General features: G+C 68.9%; 21 protein-coding genes and 2 pseudogenes. 18 read left to right on the top strand and 5 right to left on the bottom strand.

Annotation, left to right across the window (positions count from 1 at the left end; all coding sequences use genetic code 11):
* Positions 1-39 precede the first annotated feature (39 nt).
* From ACQY9P_RS12185 to ACQY9P_RS12175, 3 genes are all read left to right on the top strand, one after another.
* Positions 40-732: an ABC transporter ATP-binding protein gene (locus tag ACQY9P_RS12185; protein ID WP_421738998.1), complete on the top strand. Its 693-nt coding sequence runs from the start codon at positions 40-42 to the stop codon at positions 730-732.
* Positions 729-3,239, top strand: a complete 2,511-nt coding sequence (locus tag ACQY9P_RS12180) for an ABC transporter permease (protein ID WP_421738999.1) — start codon at positions 729-731, stop codon at positions 3,237-3,239. Before ACQY9P_RS12185 ends, ACQY9P_RS12180 begins: the two co-directional genes overlap by 4 nt.
* A gap of 114 nt (positions 3,240-3,353) precedes the next feature.
* A complete protein-coding gene (locus tag ACQY9P_RS12175) occupies positions 3,354-4,679 on the top strand; it encodes a PQQ-dependent sugar dehydrogenase (protein WP_421739000.1) in 1,326 nt (441 codons plus the stop codon).
* A 5-nt stretch (positions 4,680-4,684) separates the two neighbouring features.
* On the opposite strand, the gene ACQY9P_RS12170 is transcribed toward ACQY9P_RS12175, so the two are convergent.
* Both ACQY9P_RS12170 and ACQY9P_RS12165 read right to left on the bottom strand, forming a co-directional pair.
* Positions 4,685-5,491, bottom strand: a complete 807-nt coding sequence (locus tag ACQY9P_RS12170) for a DUF1295 domain-containing protein (protein WP_421739001.1) — start codon at positions 5,489-5,491, stop codon at positions 4,685-4,687.
* Positions 5,492-5,567: 76 nt separating this feature from the next.
* Positions 5,568-6,572, bottom strand: coding sequence for an aldo/keto reductase (locus ACQY9P_RS12165; RefSeq protein ID WP_421739002.1), 1,005 nt, complete (start codon positions 6,570-6,572; stop codon positions 5,568-5,570).
* A gap of 252 nt (positions 6,573-6,824) precedes the next feature.
* Between ACQY9P_RS12165 and ACQY9P_RS12160 the strand changes: the two genes are divergently transcribed.
* From ACQY9P_RS12160 to ACQY9P_RS12100, 13 genes and pseudogenes are all read left to right on the top strand, one after another.
* Positions 6,825-7,919, top strand: a complete 1,095-nt coding sequence (locus tag ACQY9P_RS12160; RefSeq protein ID WP_421739003.1) for an HPP family protein — start codon at positions 6,825-6,827, stop codon at positions 7,917-7,919.
* Between the two features lie 73 nt (positions 7,920-7,992).
* Positions 7,993-8,658, top strand: a complete 666-nt coding sequence (locus ACQY9P_RS12155) for a glutathione S-transferase family protein (protein WP_421739004.1) — start codon at positions 7,993-7,995, stop codon at positions 8,656-8,658.
* 124 nt (positions 8,659-8,782) lie between these two features.
* The gene (locus tag ACQY9P_RS12150; protein ID WP_421739005.1) at positions 8,783-9,130 is read left to right on the top strand and encodes a hypothetical protein; all 348 of its coding nucleotides are present in this window, start codon (positions 8,783-8,785) and stop codon (positions 9,128-9,130) included.
* The gene (locus ACQY9P_RS12145; RefSeq protein ID WP_421739006.1) at positions 9,127-10,809 is read left to right on the top strand and encodes a methyl-accepting chemotaxis protein; all 1,683 of its coding nucleotides are present in this window, start codon (positions 9,127-9,129) and stop codon (positions 10,807-10,809) included. Before ACQY9P_RS12150 ends, ACQY9P_RS12145 begins: the two co-directional genes overlap by 4 nt.
* A gap of 175 nt (positions 10,810-10,984) precedes the next feature.
* The gene (gene greA, locus ACQY9P_RS12140) at positions 10,985-11,458 is read left to right on the top strand and encodes a transcription elongation factor GreA (RefSeq protein WP_419320175.1); all 474 of its coding nucleotides are present in this window, start codon (positions 10,985-10,987) and stop codon (positions 11,456-11,458) included.
* Between the two features lie 177 nt (positions 11,459-11,635).
* Entirely contained in the window at positions 11,636-12,886 is a 1,251-nt protein-coding gene (locus ACQY9P_RS12135) for a mitochondrial fission ELM1 family protein (protein ID WP_421739007.1), read from the top strand.
* Positions 12,887-12,930: 44 nt separating this feature from the next.
* Positions 12,931-13,647: a cytidylyltransferase domain-containing protein gene (locus tag ACQY9P_RS12130; RefSeq protein WP_421739008.1), complete on the top strand. Its 717-nt coding sequence runs from the start codon at positions 12,931-12,933 to the stop codon at positions 13,645-13,647.
* Positions 13,644-14,693: a UDP-2,4-diacetamido-2,4,6-trideoxy-beta-L-altropyranose hydrolase gene (pseG, locus tag ACQY9P_RS12125; RefSeq protein ID WP_421739009.1), complete on the top strand. Its 1,050-nt coding sequence runs from the start codon at positions 13,644-13,646 to the stop codon at positions 14,691-14,693. The genes ACQY9P_RS12130 and pseG overlap by 4 nt, the downstream gene beginning before the upstream one ends.
* A 62-nt stretch (positions 14,694-14,755) precedes the next feature.
* Positions 14,756-14,854: pseudogene (locus ACQY9P_RS12120) on the top strand (class I SAM-dependent methyltransferase); the annotation flags it as partial.
* Between the two features lie 4 nt (positions 14,855-14,858).
* Positions 14,859-15,356 (top strand): annotated as a pseudogene (locus ACQY9P_RS12115) (WbqC family protein); the annotation flags it as partial.
* Positions 15,357-15,416: 60 nt separating this feature from the next.
* Complete coding sequence (locus ACQY9P_RS12110; protein WP_421739010.1) at positions 15,417-16,271, top strand: SDR family oxidoreductase; 855 nt, start codon at positions 15,417-15,419, stop codon at positions 16,269-16,271.
* A 434-nt stretch (positions 16,272-16,705) separates the two neighbouring features.
* Entirely contained in the window at positions 16,706-16,831 is a 126-nt protein-coding gene (locus ACQY9P_RS12105; RefSeq protein WP_421739011.1) for a hypothetical protein, read from the top strand.
* Positions 16,832-16,836: 5 nt separating this feature from the next.
* Positions 16,837-17,811 (top strand): beta-1,6-N-acetylglucosaminyltransferase, encoded by a 975-nt coding sequence (locus ACQY9P_RS12100; RefSeq protein ID WP_421740109.1) that lies wholly within the window; start codon positions 16,837-16,839, stop codon positions 17,809-17,811.
* Between the two features lie 39 nt (positions 17,812-17,850).
* Here the strand turns inward: ACQY9P_RS12100 and pseI are convergent, their stop codons facing one another.
* The 3 genes from pseI to ACQY9P_RS12085 form a co-directional block, all read right to left on the bottom strand.
* Entirely contained in the window at positions 17,851-18,906 is a 1,056-nt protein-coding gene (pseI, locus tag ACQY9P_RS12095) for a pseudaminic acid synthase (RefSeq protein WP_421739012.1), read from the bottom strand.
* A 39-nt stretch (positions 18,907-18,945) separates the two neighbouring features.
* On the bottom strand, positions 18,946-19,161 hold the full coding sequence (locus ACQY9P_RS12090; protein ID WP_421739013.1) for a hypothetical protein: 216 nt from the start codon (positions 19,159-19,161) through the stop codon (positions 18,946-18,948).
* Between the two features lie 99 nt (positions 19,162-19,260).
* Positions 19,261-19,536 carry a hypothetical protein gene (locus ACQY9P_RS12085; RefSeq protein WP_421739014.1) on the bottom strand — a complete coding sequence of 92 codons (276 nt, stop codon included), beginning with the start codon at positions 19,534-19,536 and terminating at the stop codon, positions 19,261-19,263.
* A gap of 58 nt (positions 19,537-19,594) precedes the next feature.
* Here ACQY9P_RS12085 and trxB point away from each other — a divergent pair, with 58 nt between their 5' ends.
* Positions 19,595-20,605 carry a thioredoxin-disulfide reductase gene (trxB, locus tag ACQY9P_RS12080; RefSeq protein WP_421739015.1) on the top strand — a complete coding sequence of 337 codons (1,011 nt, stop codon included), beginning with the start codon at positions 19,595-19,597 and terminating at the stop codon, positions 20,603-20,605.
* A gap of 163 nt (positions 20,606-20,768) precedes the next feature.
* Positions 20,769-21,500, top strand: a complete 732-nt coding sequence (locus tag ACQY9P_RS12075; protein ID WP_421739016.1) for a DUF1353 domain-containing protein — start codon at positions 20,769-20,771, stop codon at positions 21,498-21,500.
* Positions 21,501-21,555: the final 55 nt, after the last annotated feature.

The following is a 21,555-nucleotide window of genomic DNA, read 5'->3' as shown; positions in this document are numbered from 1 at the left end:
GGGGCCTCTTAAGTTTAACGCACGAAACAAGGAAACTTCATGTCCGACGAACTCGCGCCGCTCGCCCTGTCGTCGGTGACCCTGACGCTGCCCTCGACGGCCGGGCCCGTAAACATCCTGCGCGGCGTCGACCTGCATGTGGCGGCCGGCGAGCGCGTGGCGATCATCGGGCCGTCGGGTTCGGGCAAGTCTTCGCTGATCTCGGTGGCGGCGGGCCTCGAGCGTCCCACCTCCGGAACCGTCAGCCTGTTTGGCCAGGACCTCTCCAAACTCGACGAGGACGGCCGCGCGCGGCTGCGCCGGGGTCGCGCGGCGCTGGTGTTCCAGAGCTTCCACCTTCTGCCCAACATGACCGCCGAGGAGAACGTCTCGGCGCCGCTGGAGATCGCCCGCCTTCCCAACGCCCTCCTCACCGCGCGCGACTGGCTGGCCAAGGTGGGCCTGTCCTCGCGCCTCACCCACTATCCGCATCAGCTGTCGGGCGGCGAGCAGCAACGCGTGGCCCTGGCCCGCGCCCTGGCGGCGCGCCCCACCCTGCTGTTCGCCGACGAACCCACGGGCAACCTCGACAGCCGCAACGCCGGATCGGTGGTCGACCTGATGTTCGACCTGCTGGCCGAATGCGGCGCGGCGCTGGTGATGGTGACCCATGATCCGGTGCTGGCGCAGCGCGCCGACCGCATCGTGCGCATGGCCGACGGCAAGGTCGTCGAAGACAAGGTCGCCGCGTGAGCGCCCTCTCGTTCCGCTTCGCGGCCCGCGAACTGCGCTCGGGCGTCCGGGGCTTTGGCATCTTCCTGGCCTGTCTGGCCCTGGGCGTGGCCGCGATCGCTTCGGCCAGCTCGACCGCCGAGGCTTTCCGCCGGGGCCTGGCCTCGCAGGCGCGCGAGATCCTGGGCGGCGACCTCTCGGCCTCGGTCGAGAACCGCGACTTCACGCCCCAGGAGCGCGCCGCCTTCGCCAAGCTGGGCAAGGTCTCCTACACCGCCCGCGTACGCGTCATGGCGCAGGCGCCGTCAGGCGACCGCCGTCTGGTCGACCTGCGCGGCGCCGATGCGCTCTATCCCATGGCCGGCAAGGTTGAACTGGAGGGCGCGGCGTCGCTGGCTCAGGCCCTGGCCACCCGCGACGGCCTGCCCGGCGCGGCGGTCGAACCGGCCCTGCTGGACCGGCTGGGGCTGAAGATCGGCGACCGCTTCGAGGCGGGGCCGCTGACCCTGGTCGTCCGCGCCAGGATGATCCGCCAGCCCGACAGCGTGGCGCGCGGCTTCGTGCTGGGCCCGCGCGTGCTGGTCCGCCGCGAACTGCTGGACCCCACCGGCCTGCTGGCGCCGGGCCTGCCCTCGGGCCAGTCGGCGCGCATCGCGTTCACGGGAAATCAGGACCCGGTCGCGGCGGGCAAGGCTCTGAAGGCGCGGTTCGGCGATCTCTATATCCGAGACCGCTCCGACGCCGCGCCCGGCGCGCGCAAGCTGATCGACCAGCTGGAATATTTCCTGGGCTTCATCGGCCTGGCCTCGCTGGTCGCCGGCGGCCTGGGCGTGGCGGGCGCGGTATCGGCCTATCTGGCGACGCGCGAGCCCTCTATCGCGGTGCTCAAGGCGCTGGGCGCCGACGGGGCCTTGATCCGCAACACCTATCTGATCCAGATCGGCCTGCTGGCCGGCCTGGGCGTGGTCATCGGCCTGGTCATCGGCGCCATCGTGCCGCTGATCCTGGGCCAGATCGCGGGCGACGCCCTGCCGATCCCCGCGCTGTTCGCCGTCTATCCCCGGCCTCTGTTGAAGGCCGGCGCCTTTGGCCTGCTGGCGGCGGCGGCCTTCTCGCTGATCCCTCTGGCCCGCGCCCGCGCCACACCGCCCTCGGCCCTGTTCCGTCGCGCCCTGGGCGTGCGACCGCCGTTCGGACTGGAAATGATCGGCGCGACGATCAGCGGCCTGGGCCTGGGGGCCCTGGCCATCGCGACCGCCCCAACGCCGATCGCGGCCGCGATCATGATCGCCGGCGTCGCCGTGGCCTTCGTCGCGCTGTGGGCGCTGGGCCTGCTGGCCGCCTGGCTGGCAGGCCGGATACGAGGCCTGGCGCGAGGATCGGTGCGGATAGGCCTGGCCAACCTGGCCGGCCCCCGCTCGGCCGCGCGCACGGCGACCCCCGCCATCGGCCTCGGCGTGGCGCTGCTGGCCTGTGTGGTGCTGATCCAGTCGGCCCTGCTGGCCCAGGTGCGCGACGTGGCGCCCAAGAGCGCCCCGGCCATGGTCTTCACCGAAATCCCCGGCGACCAGACCGCCGCTTTCGACGCCGAGGTGGCGCGCGCCGCCGGCCCGATGACGTCCGAGACCTATCTGCGCGTCCCCTTCGCCACGGGCCGCATCGTCGCCCTGAAGGGCAAGCCGGTGGACGTGAAAGCCATCAAGCCGTCCGAACGCTGGGCCTTCGACAACGACATCAGCCTGTCGGTTCTGGGCCCAGAGCCCAAGGCCTCAGGCGTGGTCGAGGGCCGCTGGTGGCCGGCCAACGACGGCGGGCCGCCTCAGGTGGCCCTGGAGGCTGACCTGGCGCGCGGCGCGGGCCTGAAGGTCGGCGACACGATCACGCTGTCGGTGCTGGGGCGCGACCTGGAGGTCAGGGTCGCGGCGCTGCGCAAGATCGAGTTCGGCGGCTTTGGCCCCAACTTCGCGATCGTCCTGAACCCGAAGAGCCTGGAAGGCGCGGTGCTGCGCAACATCGCCATCGCCAAGGTGGACAAGGCCGCCGAGGCCCGCCTGACCCGCGCGCTGGGCAAGAGCTTTCCCGCCGTCAACGTGATCAGCGTGCGCGAGCAACTCGAAGCGGCCGCCGGCCTGTTCGACCGCCTGGCGCTGGCGATCCGGGGCGCGGCGGCGGTGGCGGGTCTTGCGGGCCTGCTGGTGCTGGCCGGCGCCATCGCCGCCGGGGCGCGGGCCCGGGCGCGCGAGGCGGCGACCCTGAAGGTGCTGGGCGGCACCCGCGCGCAGATCCTCACGGCCTATCTGGTCGAGTACGGCGCTGTGGGACTGATCGCCGGCGCGGCGGGCGTGCTGCTGGGCGTAGCCTCGGCCTGGCCCGTGGTGGTGCTGGTGTTCAAGGCCAAGTGGAGCATCGACTGGGCCGGCGTTATCATCCTGCTGGCCGGCGCGGCGGGCCTGTCGGCGGTCGGCGGCTTGCTGGCGGCGGCCCAGGCGCTGTCGCAGCGGCCAGCGCCGGTTTTGCGGGCGGACTGACGGTGGGGAAACTCGACGTCGCCGCCCAATAGTCTAGCCTTTCGACCGAACATGGCCCCGCCACAGAACGCGGAGCGCTTCCACGCGTTACAGCCAGGCTCCAGGGAGAACTCCATGCCGTATCTTCGCCACCCCGCCGCCTTGACCGTGATGGCGCTGCTCGCGCTGGCCGCCTGCGGCCGGAGCCAGTCCCAGACCAGCAGCCCGGTGGGCTACGGCTACAACCCCGCCCTGCCCGCGCCCAACAAGACCCTGCTGCCGACCGTGAAGGTCTCGCCGGTCAACCGTTGGGCCGATGGCGCGACGCCCAAGGCAGCCGAGGGCTTCCAGGTGAAGGCCTTCGCCTCGGGCCTGGACCATCCCCGCTGGCTGCTGGTGCTGCCCAATGGCGATGTGCTGGTCGCCGAGACCAACGGCCCGGCCAAGGAAAAGAAGAAGGGCTTCGACATCCGGGCCTGGTTCGAGAAGCAGATCATGAGCAAGGCCGGCGCGACCGTGCCCAGCGCCGACCGGATCACCCTGCTGCGCGACGCCAACGGCGACGGCGTGGCCGAGATCAAGACGCCGTTCCTCACCGATCTGCACTCGCCCTTCGGCATGGCCCTGGTCGGAGACACCCTGTACGTCGCCAACACCGACGCCGTGCTGGCCTTCCCCTATGCGGCCGACGCGATCCGCCTGCAGGGTCCGGGCCGCAAGGTGGCCGACCTGCCCGCCGGCCCGATCAACCACCACTGGACCAAGAGCCTGATCGCCAGCAAGGACGGCCAGAAGCTGTACGCAACCGTCGGCTCCAACAGCAATGTCGGCGAGAACGGCATCGCCGCCGAGGAACGCCGCGCCGGCATCCTGGAGATCGACATCGCCACCGGCGCCAGCCGCGTGTTCGCCTCGGGCATCCGCAATCCCAACGGCATGGGCTGGAACCCGGTCACCGGTCAGCTGTGGACGGCGGTCAACGAGCGCGACGAGATCGGCAACGACCTGGTTCCCGACTACATGACCTCGGTGAAGGACGGCGGCTTCTATGGCTGGCCCTACAGCTACTACGGCCAGCACGTCGACAGCCGGGTCAAGCCGCAGCGTCCCGACCTAGTGGCCAAGGCCATCATCCCCGACTACGCCCTGGGCAGCCACACCGCGTCGTTGGGCCTGACCTTCTACGAGGGCGCGACCTTCCCGCAGCACTACAGGAACGGCGTGTTCATCGGCCAGCACGGCTCGTGGAACCGCAAGCCGCAGGTCGGCTACAAGGTGGTGTTCGTGCCCTTCGCGGACGGCAAGCCCGCCGGCCAGACCGAGGATTTCCTCACGGGCTTCCTGAACGCCAAGGGCGAGGCCCAGGGCCGTCCCGTGGGCGTCACGGTCGACAAGGCCGGGGCGCTGCTGGTGGCGGACGATGTCGGCAACGTCATCTGGCGGGTCACCCCGGCGCGGTAGCCGCCCTAGTCGCCGGACTTGCCCGTCGCCTTGGGAAACCAGGGCACAAACCCCGACGTCCGCGCGACATAGGCCTCGTAGTCGGGTCGCTTCTTGCGCATCGAGCCCTCTACGGTCGGCACGCCGCTGCCCTTGGTCAGCAGGAAGGTGATCAGCACCGGGCCGGGCAGCGACCAGAGTCCCAGGCCGGTCTCTGCCGAGATCAGGTAGAGGCCCCACCAGACGCAGGCGTCGCCGAAATAGTTCGGGTGGCGGGTATAGCGCCACAGACCCCTGTCCATCACCTTGCCGGCGTTTTCAGGTCTGGCCTTGAAGGCGACGAGCTGGGCGTCGCCGATGGTCTCGAACAGGATGCCGATCATGGCCAGGCTCGCGCCCGCCCAGGCGAAGGGGCCGAGCGGCGCGGCCACGCCCTGGCCCAGCTGAACCGGCAGGGCGACGATCAGCTGCAGCGCCCATTGCAGAGAGAACACCAGCAGCAGGGACGAGACGCCGAAACTCCAGCCGCGCACCTCCCGGGCGTGGGTGAGCATCTCGACATAGCGCTTGTCGGGACCATGCCGGCGCCAGCGCCACAGCAGATAGCCGCCAAGCCGCAGTCCCCAGACGGCGCAGAGGACGGTCAGCAGCGTTCCGTGCGGCGTCGGGCCGGTCTGCGCCGCCGCCGTAAAGGCGATCAGCGCCATGCCCAGACCCCACCAGCCGTCGATGAAGCTGACGTCCTTCAGCCGCAGGCTGATCAGCCACAACACGACGAAGGCGGCGGCCGACACAGCGGCGTTGGTCAGAAGAAAGGCGGTCAGAGACGTCACGCGGGGCCCCACGAATTGGAATCTTCGCAGTTACGCGCGAACGTCCCCGATGGCCGCAGGCGTTCGGAAATAAAGGCTAGCGGCCCGTCATCGCCAGACCCGCCTCGCTGTAGCGCGCGCCTTCGACCGCAGCCTCGGGGACAGCGGCGGCGATGCGGGTCAGGTCCTCGGCCGATAGCGCGACATCCACCGCGCCGACATTCTCTTCCAGCCGGCTGATCTTGGTGGTGCCGGGGATCGGCGCGATGTCGGGCCCCTGGTGAAGGATCCAGGCCAGGGCCAGTTGGGCGGCGGTGATCCCCTTTTCGGCGGCGATCTGGGTCAGGGCCTCGACCAAGGAGAGGTTCTTGCTCAGGGCCTCGCCCTGGAAGCGCGGCAGGCCACGGCGGAAATCGTCCTTGGCCAGGCCCGCGTCGCTGGTCAGGGCGCCGGTCAGAAAGCCCCGACCAAGTGGGCTGTAGGGCACCAGGCCGATGCCCAGCTCGCGGATGGTGGGCAGGATCTTGGCTTCGACGTCGCGGGTCCACAGCGAGTATTCGCTCTGCAGGGCCGCCACGGGCTGCACCGCGTGAGCGCGGCGGATGGTGTCGGCGCCGGCTTCCGAGAGGCCGAAATGCTTGACCTTGCCCTCGGCGATCAGGTCCTTGACCGTCCCGGCGACGTCCTCGATCGGCACGTTGGGGTCGACACGATGCTGGTACAGGAGGTCGATGACCTCGACGCCAAGACGCTTGAGCGAGGCCTCGGCGACCTCACGGATATGCTCGGGGCGGCTGTCCACGCCCACCATGCGGCTCGTGCCATTGGCCTCGGCGGGCGGCGCGATCTTGAAGCCGAACTTGGTGGCGATGACGACCTTGTCCCGGAAGGGCTTCAGGCCCTCGCCGACCAGTTCCTCGTTGACGAACGGGCCATACACCTCGGCGGTGTCGAAGAAGGTGACGCCCAGTTCGACCGCCCGGGCCAGAACCTTGAAGGTCTCGGTCTTGTCCGGCGCGGGCCCATAGGCCCAGCTCATCCCCATGCAGCCCAGCCCCAGGGCCGAGACTTCCAGACCGTCGCCGAGTTTCCGCGTCTTCATGGGTGAGCTCCTGGTGCAGGGATAGAAGGATCGCATGCCTTGGCAGGCCTGGCGACACCGCCAAGATGGGGTCGGCGGGCGCGGCGCGTAACCACCCAAGGGCTTGCCTCACCCAGAAAAACGACGACCGCGGCGAGCCTTCGACGATGCACGGTCGCCACCGGCCGAAACCACCGGCCCTCCAAGCTTTTCTGGCTGCGGTCGCACAAAAATCAGGGCCCGCGAGTCGATGCGCTCGGCTATGCCTCTGGGATGACCGAACAGATCCTCGCGTTGATGCGCGGCAAGACCCCCGCTCCGCCGCTCGCCGCCCTGCGCGGCGGGGCCGGCGCTCTGCTGGGCCTGCTGTTCGCGGGACTGCTGGGACGCCTGGCCATCGGCGGCGAGAGTCTCGCCCATCCGCTGCTGGTCGCTCCGATCGGCGCCTCTGCGGTGCTGGTCTTCGCCGTTCCCGCCAGCCCGCTGGCCCAGCCGCGTTCGGTGATTGGCGGCAATGTGATCTCCGGTCTGGTCGGCGTCAGCTGCGCCCTGCTAATCCCCAATGCGATGATCGCCGCGCCGCTGGCGGTCGGGCTGGCCATCGCGGTGATGATGTTGCTGGGCTGCCTGCATCCGCCCGGCGGCGCGGTGGCGCTGATCACGGTGATCGGCGGGCCGGCCGTGGCCAAGGCCGGCTATCTGTTCGCCTTCAACCCCGTGGCCCTGGACTCCATCCTGCTGGTCGTGGCGGGCATGGCCTACGGCCGACTGACGAAGCACTCTTACCCGCACAGGGCTGCTCCGCCCGCGCCCAGCCCCCACCACACCCGCGACCCCGCGCCGGGGCTCCGCGTCGGCTTCACCCCCGCCGACCTCGACAAGGCCCTGGCCCGCTACGGCGAGCTGCTGGACGTGAGCCGCGACGACCTCGACGCCCTGTTCCGCCAGGTCGAACTGCAGGCGCACCAGCGCCTGCATTCACAGATCCGCTGTGGCGACGTCATGTCTCGCGACGTCATACATCTGGATCCGCACCAGTCGGCGGAGAGCGCCCTGGCTTTGCTTCAACAGCATGAAATGCGCGCCGCGCCCGTGATCGACGCCGACCGGCGGGTCCTTGGCATGGTTCGCCGCGCGGAGTTGCAGGCCAGTCGCCATCGGGACGTGATCGCGGCGCTGGATCCTGTCGTGCATCGTGTCCTGGACTCGGCTCCGATCACCGCCCTGCTGCCCATCCTGTCCAGCGGGCATACCCATGAGGCCATGATCGTCGATCCCGACCACAGGCTGGTCGGGGTCATCACCCAGACCGATCTGATCGCCGTTCTCTATCGCGCCCATATCGTCGAGGCGGTGACGGCCAGCTGATCCGAAGCCCGCCAGATCCTCTCTTGACTGGCGGGGGGGCCGTGCCAGCCTGCGACAAACCCGGAGCCGCCCCATGATCATCGTCCATCACCTGAACAATTCCCGCAGCCAGCGGGTGCTTTGGCTGCTGGAAGAACTGGGCGTTCCATACGAGGTCAAGCGCTACGAGCGCGACGCGACGACCATGCTGGCCCCGCCCGAACTGAAGGCCATCCACCCGCTGGGCAAGTCGCCGGTGATCACCGACGGCGACAAGACCGTCGCCGAGACCGGCGCCATCGTCGAGTATCTGATCGAGACCTATGGCCAGGGCCGGTTGATCCCCGCCGCCGGAACCGCCGAGCGTCTGCGCTACACCTACTGGCTGCACTATGCCGAAGGCTCGGCCATGACGCCCCTGCTGCTGAAGCTGGTCTTCACCGCCCTGCCGACCCGGGCTCCGGGACTGTTGAAAGGCCTGATCAAGGCTGTCGCCAACAAGGCCCAGAGCAGCTTCATCGACCCACAGATCAAGGCGCATCTGGACTACTGGGACGCCGAGCTCGGCAAGTCCGCCTGGTTCGCCGGCCCGCAGTTCACGGCGGCCGACATCATGATGAGCTTCCCTCTGGAGGCGGCCGCGGCGCGGGCCGGGGCGGCGTCGCGGCCACGCGTCAAGGCCTTCCTTGAGGCCATCCATGCCCGCCCCGCCTATCGCGCGGCGTTGAAGCGCGGCGGGCCCTACGACTACGCCTCATAGAGCGCCTGGAGCGGCTGACAGAATGTCGCGCCAGGAACAGAATTAAGGTGAAGGTAACCTCACCTCACGCATGGGTTTGAGTGTCCGGCCCGTATCCTCCGGCTGGACACAGTCGAGCCGTCGCATGCCGGAATCCCTGATCACATCGGGCAAAAGCCCCTCGGCCGTCGGCGGCATGCTCGCGACCGCTGGCGCGATCCTGGCCGGGCTGTTGGCGGCCGTATCCGTGAACGCCCAGCCGCGCGATCCGTCGCGCGTCGCGGCTGTCTTTCCGCCGTGGTGGAGCGTGGCCCAGAGCGTAAGCGCCGCCGGTTCCGCCGGCAGGATCGCCGCCGTCGGCGGCGCGCCTTTCATTGTCATTCTGCGGGGCGACCCGATCGATCTGGCGCAGCGCGCCCGCTCGGCCGGCGCCCTGCTGGTCCTCGATCCAGATCTCGCCGGCGTCTGCGCCCCCAAGGAAGCCCTGTCATGACCGTCGCCCTTTCCAGCCTCGACAGCCAACGCCAGCTCGGCGGCAAGCTGGTGGTGGCCCTCACGTGGCTGCTGGCCGGCATCGTGGTGGCGGCGCGTCTCGCGGTGCATGGACCTCTGCTGGGCCTGGCGATCGCCGCCGTGGCCACGGCCGCCGTCGCCACCCTGGCGCAAAAGACAGCCGGCGCCGGCTCGACGGGTCGGGCCATGACCGGGGTGGCCTTGATGGCCCAGGTGTCCTTGCTGGTCGCCGCCCTGAACGGCCATGGCTGGCAGATCGACATGCACATGGCCTATTTCGCCGCCCTGGCCCTGCTGGTCGTCTATTGCGACTGGAAGGTCATCGCCGCCGCCGCCGCAACGGTCGCCGTGCACCATCTGGGCCTCAGCTTCCTGTTGCCCCAGGCCGTGTTCCCCGGTTCGGCCAGCCTGGGGCGGGTGATCGTCCACGCCGTGATCCTGATCGTCGAGGCCGGAGCCCTGATCGCCACCACCTTCAGCGTCAACAGCATGTTCGCCACCGCCAACAACGCTCGCGCCGAGGCCGAGCAGGCCGTTGAAGCCGCGCGCGCCGCCAATGACGTCGCCGAGGGCGCGAGGCGCTCGGAGGAGACCAGCCGCGCTCAGAGCAGCCAGGCCGAGGCGATCGCCGAACGGCAGCGCGCGGAGGCCGTCGAGGCCATCGCCGGCGGTCTGTCGCATCTGGCCAGAGGCGACCTGACCATCCGCCTGACGGCGCGATTCGCCGAGGCCTACGAGGCTCTGCGCGCCGACTTCAACGCCGCCGCCGAGCGGGTGCAAGACGCGATGAAGAGCATCGCCGCCACCACCGACGGCGTCAGCGCCGGCGCCGACGAGATCGCTCGCGCCTCCGACGACCTGTCGCGCCGCACCGAGCAGCAGGCCGCCAGCCTGGAAGAGACCGCCGCCGCCCTGGACGAGATCACCTCCACAGTCCGCCGCACCGCCTCGGGCGCCAAGGAAGCCTCGCAGGTGGTCGCCACCGCGCGCGGCGACGCCCAGCGCTCGGGCGAGATCGTCAGCCAGGCCGTCGCGGCCATGACCCAGATCGAGGGCTCCTCGCAACAGGTCGGCAACATCATCGGCGTGATCGACGAGATCGCCTTCCAGACCAACCTGCTGGCCCTGAACGCCGGCGTCGAAGCGGCGCGGGCGGGCGAGGCCGGTCGCGGCTTCGCGGTGGTCGCCCAGGAAGTGCGGGCCCTGGCCCAGCGCTCGGCCGACGCGGCCAAGGAGATCAAGACCCTGATCTCGACCTCGACCGCCCAGGTCGGCGCCGGGGTCGATCTGGTGGGCCAGACCGGCGAGGCGCTGCGCCGCATCGTCGAGCAGGTCGCCTCGATCGACACCCTGGTCAACGCGATCGCCGCCTCGGCCAACGAGCAGTCCACCGGCCTGCACGAGGTCAACCAGGCCGTGAACCAGATGGACCAGGTGGTTCAGCAGAACGCCGCCATGGTCGAGCAGGCCACCGCCGCCACCCACGCGCTGAAAGGCGAGGCGGCCGAACTGGCGGCGCTGGTCGGGAGGTTCAAGGTTTCGGAGGGAGCCGCCGTCGCGATTTCAGCTCCGCCGCCCCGCGCGCGACCCAACACCGCCGTGCGTCCGGGCCGAAGCTCGGCCGCCGTAGCGGTCAAGGAAGACTGGCAGGAGTTCTGATTCGCCCGCCCCGGGGCAGAGGACCGAAGGCGATGACCAGTCCCTCGGCGAGCGCAACGGATTTTCCCGGGCTCTTGCTTATCCTGAACGCGCCTCTTATCCTTTCAGCCCCCGGTCGCGAGCGCCAGCGACGGGACGAATACTCCTCCCAAGGCGAACCGAGCTAAAATCCGCAATGGAAAAAGTGCCGATGACCGCCGGGGGTTATCAAACCCTCGACGATGAACTGAAGCGTTTGAAGACGATCGAGCGTCCGGCGGTGATCGCCGCGATCTCCGAGGCGCGCCAGCATGGCGACCTCTCGGAAAACGCCGAGTATCACGCGGCCAAGGAACGTCAGGGCTGGATCGAAGGCCGTATCGCCGAGATCGAGGACAAGATCGCCCGCGCGCAGGTGATTGACGTCTCCAAACTGTCGGGCAAGCAGGTGAAGTTCGGGGCGACGGTCAGCGTCGTCGACGAGGACACCGAGGAAGAGGCTCGCTACCAGATCGTTGGCGATCACGAAGCCGACGTGAAGGAGGGCCGCATCTCGCTGTCCTCCCCGCTGTCGCGCGCCATGATCGGCAAGGAAGTGGGCGAAGTCGTCGAGGTCTACACGCCCGGCGGCGTGAAGGCCTATGAAATCCTCAAGGTGGAATGGCTGTAGGGACATAGCGGGAGCGCGACAGCCGAAAGCGGCGCCCGTCTCGCTCCAACTTTAGTTCAGAGCCACGCTTTCGGATTGGCTCGCCCGCCAAACCCGCGCCATAAAGCGAGACCATGAGCAAGGCCGCTCCTTCGGGAGCGGCCGTGTTTGCATGACCGTGCTCGTCGGGATGACGTCTTGAAGAAACCCGCGAAACCTCCCGTCGTTGTCTGGGCCATCTCGGACGGACGCGCCGGCATCGAGGCCCAGGCCGTGGGCCTGGCCGAGGCGGTCGCGCGCGAGGCGCGAGCCCAGGACATCGAGGTCCAGATCGAGATCAAGCGCGTGGGCTGGATCGGCCGGATCGGCCGCCTGCCCTGGTGGCTGAACTGGTTCCCGCGTCGCTGGCTGACGCCCGAGAGCCAGATCAGCCCCCCCTGGCCCGATCTGTGGATCGCCGCCGGCCGCGCCACCCTGCCCCTTTCGATCCGCGCCAGGCGCTGGTCGGGCGGCAAGACCTTCGTGGTCCAGATCCAGGATCCGCGCGTCCCGCCCCAGATGTTCGATCTGGTGATCCCGCCCAAGCACGACCGGCTGTCGGGCGACAACATCCTGCCGATCACCGGTTCCCCGCACCGGGTCACGGCCGCGCGCCTGGCCAGCGAATACGGGAAATTCAGGGACCAGCTGGAAGCCATGCCGCATCCGCGCGTGGCGGTGCTGCTGGGCGGCAAGTCCAAGGCCTTTGACCTGCCTGTCGAACGCGCCGCCCAGATGGCCCACCAGATCCAGATCCCGCTGGAACAGGACGGCGGCAGCCTGCTGATGACCTTCTCGCGTCGCACGCCCGAGCCGGCCCGCGCCCTGCTGAACGCCCGTCTGCGCCACCTGCCCGGGATGATCTGGGACGGCGAGGGCCCCAATCCCTATTTCGCTTTCCTGGCGGCGGCCGACTACATCCTCGTCACCGAGGACTCGACCAACATGGCCACCGAGGCCGCCTCGACGGGCAAGCCCGTCTTCATCCTGAAGATGGAAGGCTCCAGCCTGAAGTTCCGTCTCTTCCACGAAGAGCTGGAACGCCAGGGCGCGGCGCGGCCCTATGGCGGCGCGTTCCACGGCTGGACCTACGAGCCGGTCGACGAGACAGGCCGCGCGGCGCGCGAGGTGCTGGCGCGGATGTCCGGACAGGGGGGCGAAGAGGCGCCCGTCGCGATCGAGCCGGTCATCGAGCCCCCCGCCGAGCCGGCGCCAGAACCGGCGCCTGAAACGACGGTCGAGCCAGAACCCGCCGTGACGCCGAAGCCTCCGCGCAAACCGAGGGCCAAGACTGCGGCGACGTCTGCCGCCGCGCCCTCGCCGAAGCCCAAGACCTCCCCGAAAGCCGCGGCCGACGCGGCGGCGAAAACCAAGCCAAGGCCGCGCGCGAAGGCCAAGCCGAAGGCCTGATCCGGCGGCTGGCGTCGCACACCGAAACGGTGTGGAATACGTCCATGATCCTCGCCATCCTCCAGGCCCGCATGAGTTCCACTCGCCTGCCGGGCAAGGTGCTGATGCCGATCCTGCGCGAGCCGATGATCGTGCGGCAGATCGAGCGGGTGGCGCGGTCGCGGCGCATCGACAAGCTGGTGGTGGCCACCAGCGACCAGCCCGCTGACGACGCCATCGAAGCCGCCGTCCGCCGCGAGGGCGTCGCCGTGCATCGCGGGCCGCTCGACAATGTGCTGCAGCGGTTCATCGGCGCGCTGGACGCATACCCCGCCGACCACGTGGTGCGGCTGACCGCCGACTGCCCCCTGGCCGATCCCGAGCTGATCGACGCGACCATCGACCTCTGCCTGTCGACCGGCGCCGACTATGCCAGCAACAGCCCCCAGGGCGCGGCCTGGCCCAAGGGACTGGACGTCGAGGTGATCACCGCCGAGGGCCTGCGCCGCGCCGCCCGCGAAGCCGACAGCCCCGAAGCCCGCGAGCATGTCACCTGGGATGTCTGGAACCATCCTGACCGGTGGAAGATCGCCTGGCTGCCCGCCGCCCCCGGCGAGCACGCCATCCGCTGGACGGTTGACCGACCCGACGACTACGCCTTTGTCGCCACCGTCTATGACGCGCTCTATCCCGTAAATCGGTACTTCACATCGGCCGACATCAAGGCCTTCGTCGCCAAGCGGCCGGATCTGGCCAACTACGGCGGCGACCGGCGCGGATGACGGACGGGCCAAGGATCCTGCTGGTCTGTGACGCCGGCCCCAGCGTGGGCGGCGGCCACGTGATGCGGTCCTTGACCCTGGCCCACGCGCTGATGGACGCCGGGGCCGACTGCGCCTTCCTGGCCCGGCCGGCGGTCGAGGCCGTGCTGGACGCCTTCGCGCCGGATATGGCCCGAGCGACGGCCTCCGAGCCCTTCGACGCGCTGGTCTTCGATCACTACGGCCTGGCCGCGCCCGATCACCGCGCGCTCGCCAGGGGCCGGCCGACCCTGGTCATCGACGACCTGGCCAACCGCCCACTGGAGGCCGACCTGGTGCTGGACGCCGGTCCGGCCAGACGCGCCGAGGACTATGCCGGCCTGACGCCGCCGGGCGCGATGCTGCTGCTGGGCCCCAACCACGCGCCGGTGCGACCGGCCTTTCCGGCCCTGCGCCAACAGGCCCTGACCCGAAGAGCGGCAGGCGGACCGGTGCGGCGCATCCTGGTCTCGCTGGGCCTGACCGACGTGGGCGGGATCACCGGTCGCGTGGTCGATCTGCTGCTGCCCCGGATCGGCGACGACATCACGCTGGATGTCGTTCTGGGCGGCGGCGCGCCCAGCCTGCCGCGCCTGCGGGCGCTGGCGGATCCGCGACTGACCCTGCATGTCAACACCCAGGACATGCCCCGCCTGACGCTGGAAGCAGACCTCGCCGTCGGGGCCGGCGGTTCGACCAGCTGGGAGCGCTGCATCCTGGCCCTGCCGACCCTGACCCTGATCCTGGCCGACAACCAGATCTCCGCCGCGACGGCGCTGGCGGCGGCGGGGGCAAGCCCAATGCTGGACGTGGCGTCGGCGGATTTCGACCTGGCCTTTGCCGCGAGGATCGACTCGCTGATCGCGAACCCCGAGCTGCGCGCCTCACTGTCGGCGGCCAGCGCCAGGATCTGTGATGGCGGCGGCGGCGCGCGTGTGGCGGCCGCATTCCTGGCGCGGATCCATCCCTCCGGCGAAGAAGCTCCTCCACCTGCGACAAACGGCGCCGCATCGCCTAACGGCCGTTAACCAAACGTTTGGCGCTTTGACCGGATTCTCCGCCGACGCCTTCCTCGCCGGATTCCCTGCGCATGCCCACCCTGCCCGGCATTCGCGGCCTTAAGTATCCAGAAGAGTTCGTCGCCCGGCACTTCTTCAAGCGCGGCCTGCACCAGCAGACCGGTCTGATCGCGGCCGATCAGCGCCATCGAGATCGACGACAGCCAGGCGTGGCGCGACAAGCACCTGGCCGCCATACGCCATGCCTATGGCAAGCGGCCGGGCTTCGAGGAAGGCTGGGCCTTCGTCTCCGAGCAGTTGGCCACGCACCGTGACGGCAGGCTGGCCGACCTGACCTGCGGCGTGGTTCAGGCGGCGGCGGACCGGATGGGGCTGTCCCGGCGCTTCGTGCGGGCTTCCGAACTCGACGCACCAGGCGCTCGGTCAGAACATCTGCTGGCGATCTGCCAGGCGGTGGGCGCGAGCGAGTATGTGTCGCCCATGGGCTCGTCCGACTACATGGAAGAGGACGGCGTGTTCGCGGCGGCGGGCTTCCCCGCGCGCTTCCAGGCCTTCTCGACGGTAAGTTATCCACAGGGTCGCGGCGTCTTCGAGCCGTTCATGGGGTTCGTGGACGCGCTGATGAACGTGGGCTGGGACGGGATGCGCGAACTGGTTTCGCCGGGGGCGTAATCCCTCTGGATAACGCCGTTCACTTACCCCATCCTCTCCCCAAACAGGGGGAGCAGACACATGCGCCAATCCGTCGTCGTCACCGGCGTGTCCACCGGCATCGGCTGGGCCATCACCAAGACCCTGATCGGCAACGGCTTCCGGGTGTTTGGCAGCGTGCGCAAACCCGCCGACGCCCAGCGACTGCAGGCCGAGCTCGGTGAAGCCTTCACGCCGCTGGTCTTCGACGTCACCGACGAGGCGGCGGTGCGAACAGCGGCCCGCCAGGTCGAGGCGGCCCTGAACGGCCAGACCCTGGCCGGACTGGTCAACAATGCCGGCATCGCCGTGGCCGGACCCCTGCTGCACCTGCCGGTCGAGGAGTTTCGCCAGCAGCTTGAGGTCAACCTCACCGGCGTGGTCATCGCCACCCAGGCCTTCGCTCCGCTGCTAGGGGCCGAAAGTCCCGTCCGCCAGGATCCGGGCCGCATCGTCAACATCTCGTCGGTCGGCGGCAAGAACGCCAACCCATTCATGGGCCCCTACTGCGCGACCAAGTTCGGGCTGGAAGGCCTGTCGGAATCCCTCCGCCGCGAACTTCTGCCCTTCGGAGTCGACGTTGTGATCGTCGCCCCCGGCGCGGTGGCCACGCCGATCTGGGACAAGGCCGACAGCGTCGATATCAGCCGCTACGCCAACACAGTCTACGCGCCGGCCCTGGCGAAGATGAAGGCCTTCATGCTGTCGATCGGCAAGTCGGGCCTGCCGCCGGAAGCCATCGGCAACGCGGTGCATGTGGCCCTGACCGCGCCCAGACCCAGGACGCGCTACGTGGTCTCGCCCGATCCGCTGCAGGTCTTCCTGGGCCAGACCCTGCCCAAGCGCACCCTGGACCGGATCGTCGGCAAGCGCCTGGGCCTGCTGCCCGGCGCCTAGGGCGATTTCACACCGTCTGACGGCTCGACGTGGTATGGTTTGTGGCGAGCGTTACGAAACGCCGCCTGGCGCGTTTGGCTCTTATCGCGGAACGCCGCCAAGGCTCCCCATAGAAGGGAGCGCTTCGTCTCTACCGTACAATCGATCCCGTCGTTCCGTCGCAGGACGCGCTTTCGTCTCGCCAGGCCTCTTGGTCCGCGCCTGATCGCGCGCGCCTGCCGCCGGACTCGCCGGATATCCCAACCTGAAAAGGATGAGACCTTGTCCAAAGGCAATCGCGAAACCCGCAAGCCCAAGGCGGAAAAGCCCAAGACCATCGCCGCGGCCGCGCCGTCGGTGCTGACCTCCCTGCCGGTGAACCGCAAGAAGTAGGGACCAGCGCCCTTCGACGACTGAACGCCGCAGTCCGGCGTGTCCGAAGAAAGCAGCCCGACATGAAAACCTATCCCGGCACGCGCCCCTCGGGCCCCAAGGGCTTCAACGACCCCCGGTCCACCGGCGGTCAGCCCACCAGGCCGCGCCCCATCGACCCTGACGCCCTGCGCGGCACCAAGACTTGAGCGGCCTGGCGCCGCTCGACACGACCCGAAAACCTACCGGCGCGCGCCTCCCCGGCGCGCCAAACCCGTCCTCCCGGAGCGACAGCGTGATTGCATACCTGGTCCTGGTCCACCGCTATCCCGAGCAGTTCAAGCGGCTGTTCAAGGCCATCCACGATCCGGAAAATCACTATCTGATCCATGTCGACAAGAACTCCGGCCCGGCCCTCGAGGCCGACATCCGCGCCTTCCTGTCGGCCTATCCCAACGCCGCCGTGCTGGAGAGCAAGAAGGCGCTGTGGGGCGGGTACAGCCTGGTCGACGCCGAGCTGCGCGGCATGGAAAAGCTGCTGGAGATGGGCGCGGACTGGGAGTTCTTCATCAACCTGTCGGGCCAGGACTTCCCGCTGGTGACCCAGAAGCGGATCAAGGCGTTCCTCGCGCAACATCGCGGGCAGGAGTTCATCAAGGTGCTGGATCAGGCCAAGATGCGCCCCGACACCATGGGCCGGGTGCTGAAGCACGTGGTGGAGCTGAAGGACCGGATCGTCGACACCCTAGCCACGCGCATCTTCCTGGACGGCGCGACCCCCTATATCGGCAACCAGTGGAAGATCGTCAGCCGCGCCTTCTGCGAGTTCGTCTGCCACGACCCGTCGGTGGATCGCTACAAGGCCTTCTATCGCAACACCTTCATCGCTGATGAGGGCTTCTTCCAGACCGTCATGATGAACACCTCGGCCCACGGCGAGATCGTCAATGACGACAAGCGGATGATCGACTGGGTGCCCGACGGCGACATCAAGCTGCGCCCGCGCACCTTCAGGGCCTCGGACGCCGTGCAACTGACCACCAGCGCCGACCTTTTCGCCCGCAAGTTCGACGCCGATGAGGACAGCGAGATCCTCGACATCCTGGAAGCGCACCTGCGGACGCAGGACGTGGCCAATGTCGATGAGCCGCCGCCCTTGATCGAAGAGCGTTTGCTCGTCGGAGCTTAGGCAAGACTCCGCGTCGGCCGATGGTTGGCGCGGACGGCCCTAACCCACCATAGACCAGTCCAGCGGCTCGCCGCGCGTCAGGTCGCGTGACGCCTTGCCGGTCAGAACCTTTTCAAGGTCGGCGGGCGGCAGGCCGTTGCCGGGGCGCACCGAGCGGACATTGGCGCGGGTCAGGGGCTCGCCAGCCTTCACGTCGGCGGTGACATAGAGCGAGCGCCTGAACAGGAGACTGCCGCGCTCCGAGCCCAGCAGGTCGTAGTTCACCGCGCCCAGCGAGGCCCAGGCGTTCTTGCAGTCATCCACCAGGGCCTTGAACTCGACGGGCTCCAGGCTGAACGCCGCGTCCGGGCCGCCATCGGCGCGGGCCAGGGTGAAGTGCTTCTCCACCGCGCAGGCCCCGACCGAAACCGCCGCCACCGAGGCCGCCGTGCCCGGCGTGTGGTCAGACAGGCCGACGGGGCAGCCGAAGCGCGCGGCCATGTCGGCGACCGTCCGCACATTGGCGTCGGCGAAGGTGGCGGGATAGCTGGAGACGCAGTGCAGCAGCAGGACGCCGGCGGCGCCCGCGCTCAGAGCCGCGTCGCGGGCCGCCTCGATCTCCCGCAGGTTGGCCATGCCGGTCGAGATGATCAGCGGCTTGCCCTTGCCGGCCGCGTACTGGATCAGCGGAATGTCGATGGCCTCGAACGAGGCGATCTTGAAGGCCGGCGCGCCCAGGCTGTCGAGCAGGTCCACGGCCGTCTCGTCGAACGGGCTGGAGAAGATCGTCACGCCGCGCTGCCTGGCGCGCTCGAAGATCGCCGCGTGCCATTCGAACGGCGTGTGGGCTTCCTCGTAGAGCTCGTACAGGGTGCGCCCGTCCCACAGGCCGCCATGGATCCTGAACTCGGGCCGGTCGACGTCCAGCGTAATGGTGTCGGCGGTATAGGTCTGGATCTTGATCGCGTCGCAGCCGGTGGCGGCGGCGGCGTCCACCATGGTCAGGCAGCGCTCGAGGCTGCCGTTGTGATTGCCCGACAGCTCACAGATGACATACGGCGACTGGTCCGCGCCGATCCGGCGTCCAGCGATCTCGATGAAGGGCGAAGCGGTCATGGCGGAACCTGAGCAACGTGGTTTCCGCCACTGTAACCTTTAAATCATGGACGAGCCGTCAACCACATCCAGGCTGGCCGGTCGGTCGCGTCCCGCAGCCTCGCGTTCGCGCCGGGTCACCGCCGCGGAGACCGCGACCAGACCCGCGAAAAGGGCGATCAGCGCCGCGCCCAGCGCCAGATTGCCAATCCAGAAATTGGCCAGTCCGGCGAACAGAACAAGCAGACCCGCACTCAGCAGGATCGCGCGTTTCATGTTGTTTCCTCCCGTGGCTGTTTTCGCCACTGAGGCAAGTGCACAACGGATCTGGGGTCTTGTCCAGACCCACCTGCGCGCGGCCGGGTGAAAAGGCCGTCAGTCGCCGCCGCCGCCGCCGGCATCACAGCCGCCACCGGCCGAAGCGTCACAGTCCGCCGAAGACCCCGAAGCGTCGAACACCATTCCGCCGTCGCCACCCCTATCCTCGGACGTCTTCGCCTTGGCGGCGCCCGAAGCCTGCATCGCGGCGCCGGATCCAGCGCCGATGGCCACGCCGAGGCCAAGCCCCAGGGCCAGGTCGTCGAAGGCCAGCCCTAGGGCGACGCCTAGCGCGACACCCACGCCCATGCCGATCGGAAGTCCTGCTTTCATGATTTCCCCCCCGCAGCGGCCATCGCGCTAAAGCGGAATCGACACTATATCTGCGCACATGTCGACCTCCTCAGAACCCCGCCACACGCGCTGCCTGATCATTGGATCGGGTCCCGCCGGCTACACCGCCGCCATCTATGCCGCGCGCGCCCTGCTCAAGCCCGTGCTGATCGCCGGCATCCAGCCCGGCGGCCAGCTGACGATCACGACCGACGTGGAGAACTATCCGGGCTTCGCCGATGTCGTCCAGGGCCCCTGGCTGATGGACCAGATGAAGGCCCAGGCCGAGCACATGGGCACGGAGTTCGTCAGCGACATCGTGCTGTCGGCCGATCTTTCCAAGCGCCCGTTCCACATCACCACCGACAGCGGTCAGGACTGGCTGGCCGAGACGCTGATCATCGCCACCGGCGCGCAGGCCAAGTGGCTGGGCCTGGAGAGCGAGAGCCGGTTCCAGGGTTTCGGCGTCAGCGCCTGCGCCACCTGCGACGGGTTCTTCTATCGCAACAAGGAGGTCGTGGTGGTGGGCGGCGGCAATACGGCCGTCGAAGAGGCCCTGTTCCTGACCAGCTTCGCCAGCAAGGTGACGCTGGTGCACCGCAAGGATGAGCTGCGGGCCGAAATGATCCTGCAGGAGCGCCTGCTGGCCCATCCGAAGATCGAGGTGGTCTGGGACAGCGCGGTCGACGAGGTGATCGGCGACACCGATCCGATGGGCGTCACCGGCGTGCGGCTGAAGAACGTCAAGACCGGTCAGGCCACCGAGCTGAAGTGCGACGGCGTGTTCATCGCCATCGGCCACGCTCCGTCGTCGGAGCTGTTCAAGGACCAGCTGGAAACCCACTCGAACGGCTATCTGACCGTCAAGCCGGGAACCACCTCGACCGCCGTTCCGGGCGTCTATGCCGCCGGCGACGTCACCGACGACATCTATCGCCAGGCCGTCACCGCCGCGGGCATGGGTTGCATGGCCGCCCTGGAGGCGGTGCGCTTTCTGGCCGAGGAAGACCACCTCAAGGCTCATCACCCGATCAGCCATCACGAGGCCGAAAAGATCGGCGTCTGGTGATCAGACGGGCGACCGCGAAGGATCAGCCCATGATCCACGCGGTCGCCCCACCGGCCCGCCACACCCAAGCAGGCGAAACGGGCGAAGCTTGACCTTGGCCTCAAACACGCCACGCGAAGAGTGCTATACGTCCGGCCGACCTCTCCCCGCTTGCCCAGAGACCATGGCCCCGCGCTCTTCGAAACTTCCCGCCCTGCTGGCGCTGGCCCTGCTGCTGACAGGCTGCGCCACCGAAACACATGAGACGGTCTATATCCCCGTCGTCGCGCCGACTCCGCCCAGTTCGCTGACGCCGCAGCCGGTGGTGCTGTTCAACCAGACCAAGAGCGGCCGCAAGCTGTTCACCCTGGACGCCGAGTTCCCCTATTGCGACGTCGAGACCGGCAAGGTGATCGTCGTGCCGCGCTGGTACGTCACCGACTTCGCCAGCGTGCCCTGGTACGGCCAGGGCTTCGTCGATCCGCAGGGCCCGACCGCGCGCGCCGCCATCGTCCACGACTGGCTCTACGCCATCGGCGAGCCGGGCAAGCGCGAGGAGGCCGACGCCATCTTCTACCGCGCCATGATCAAGTACGGCGTTCCGACCTTTCAGGCCAACATCGCCTATCAGGCCGTGCGGGCCGGGGGCGAGAAGGGCTATGGCCTGGCGACGGACTGGTGGTTCATCGATCCCAAGCGCCAGGAGCTGCGCCAGCCGCCGCCCTTCCCCAAGCCGCGCACCGGCGCCGTGCGCTACCTGCCCAAGTGCCAGGGCTTCGGCGCCCTGATCCAGTCGGGCTGGCGCGCCTATCCGGTCAAGGCCCCGACGGTCTATGTGCCCCCGCCGGTGGTGGTGACCAAGACGCCGCTGGACGAGATCAAGAAGAAGCTGCCCTGGGGCGGCGACAAGAAATGACGCAGCCATGCGGCCCGCAAAAATGGCGGAGCCGAAACACTTCCCCGCTTCGCCG

The organism is Caulobacter sp. (assembly GCF_965279145.1).
Lineage (GTDB): Bacteria > Pseudomonadota > Alphaproteobacteria > Caulobacterales > Caulobacteraceae > Caulobacter.
The sequence above is the reverse complement of the archived record's forward strand: the minus strand, read 5'-3'. Positions and strand labels throughout refer to the sequence as shown.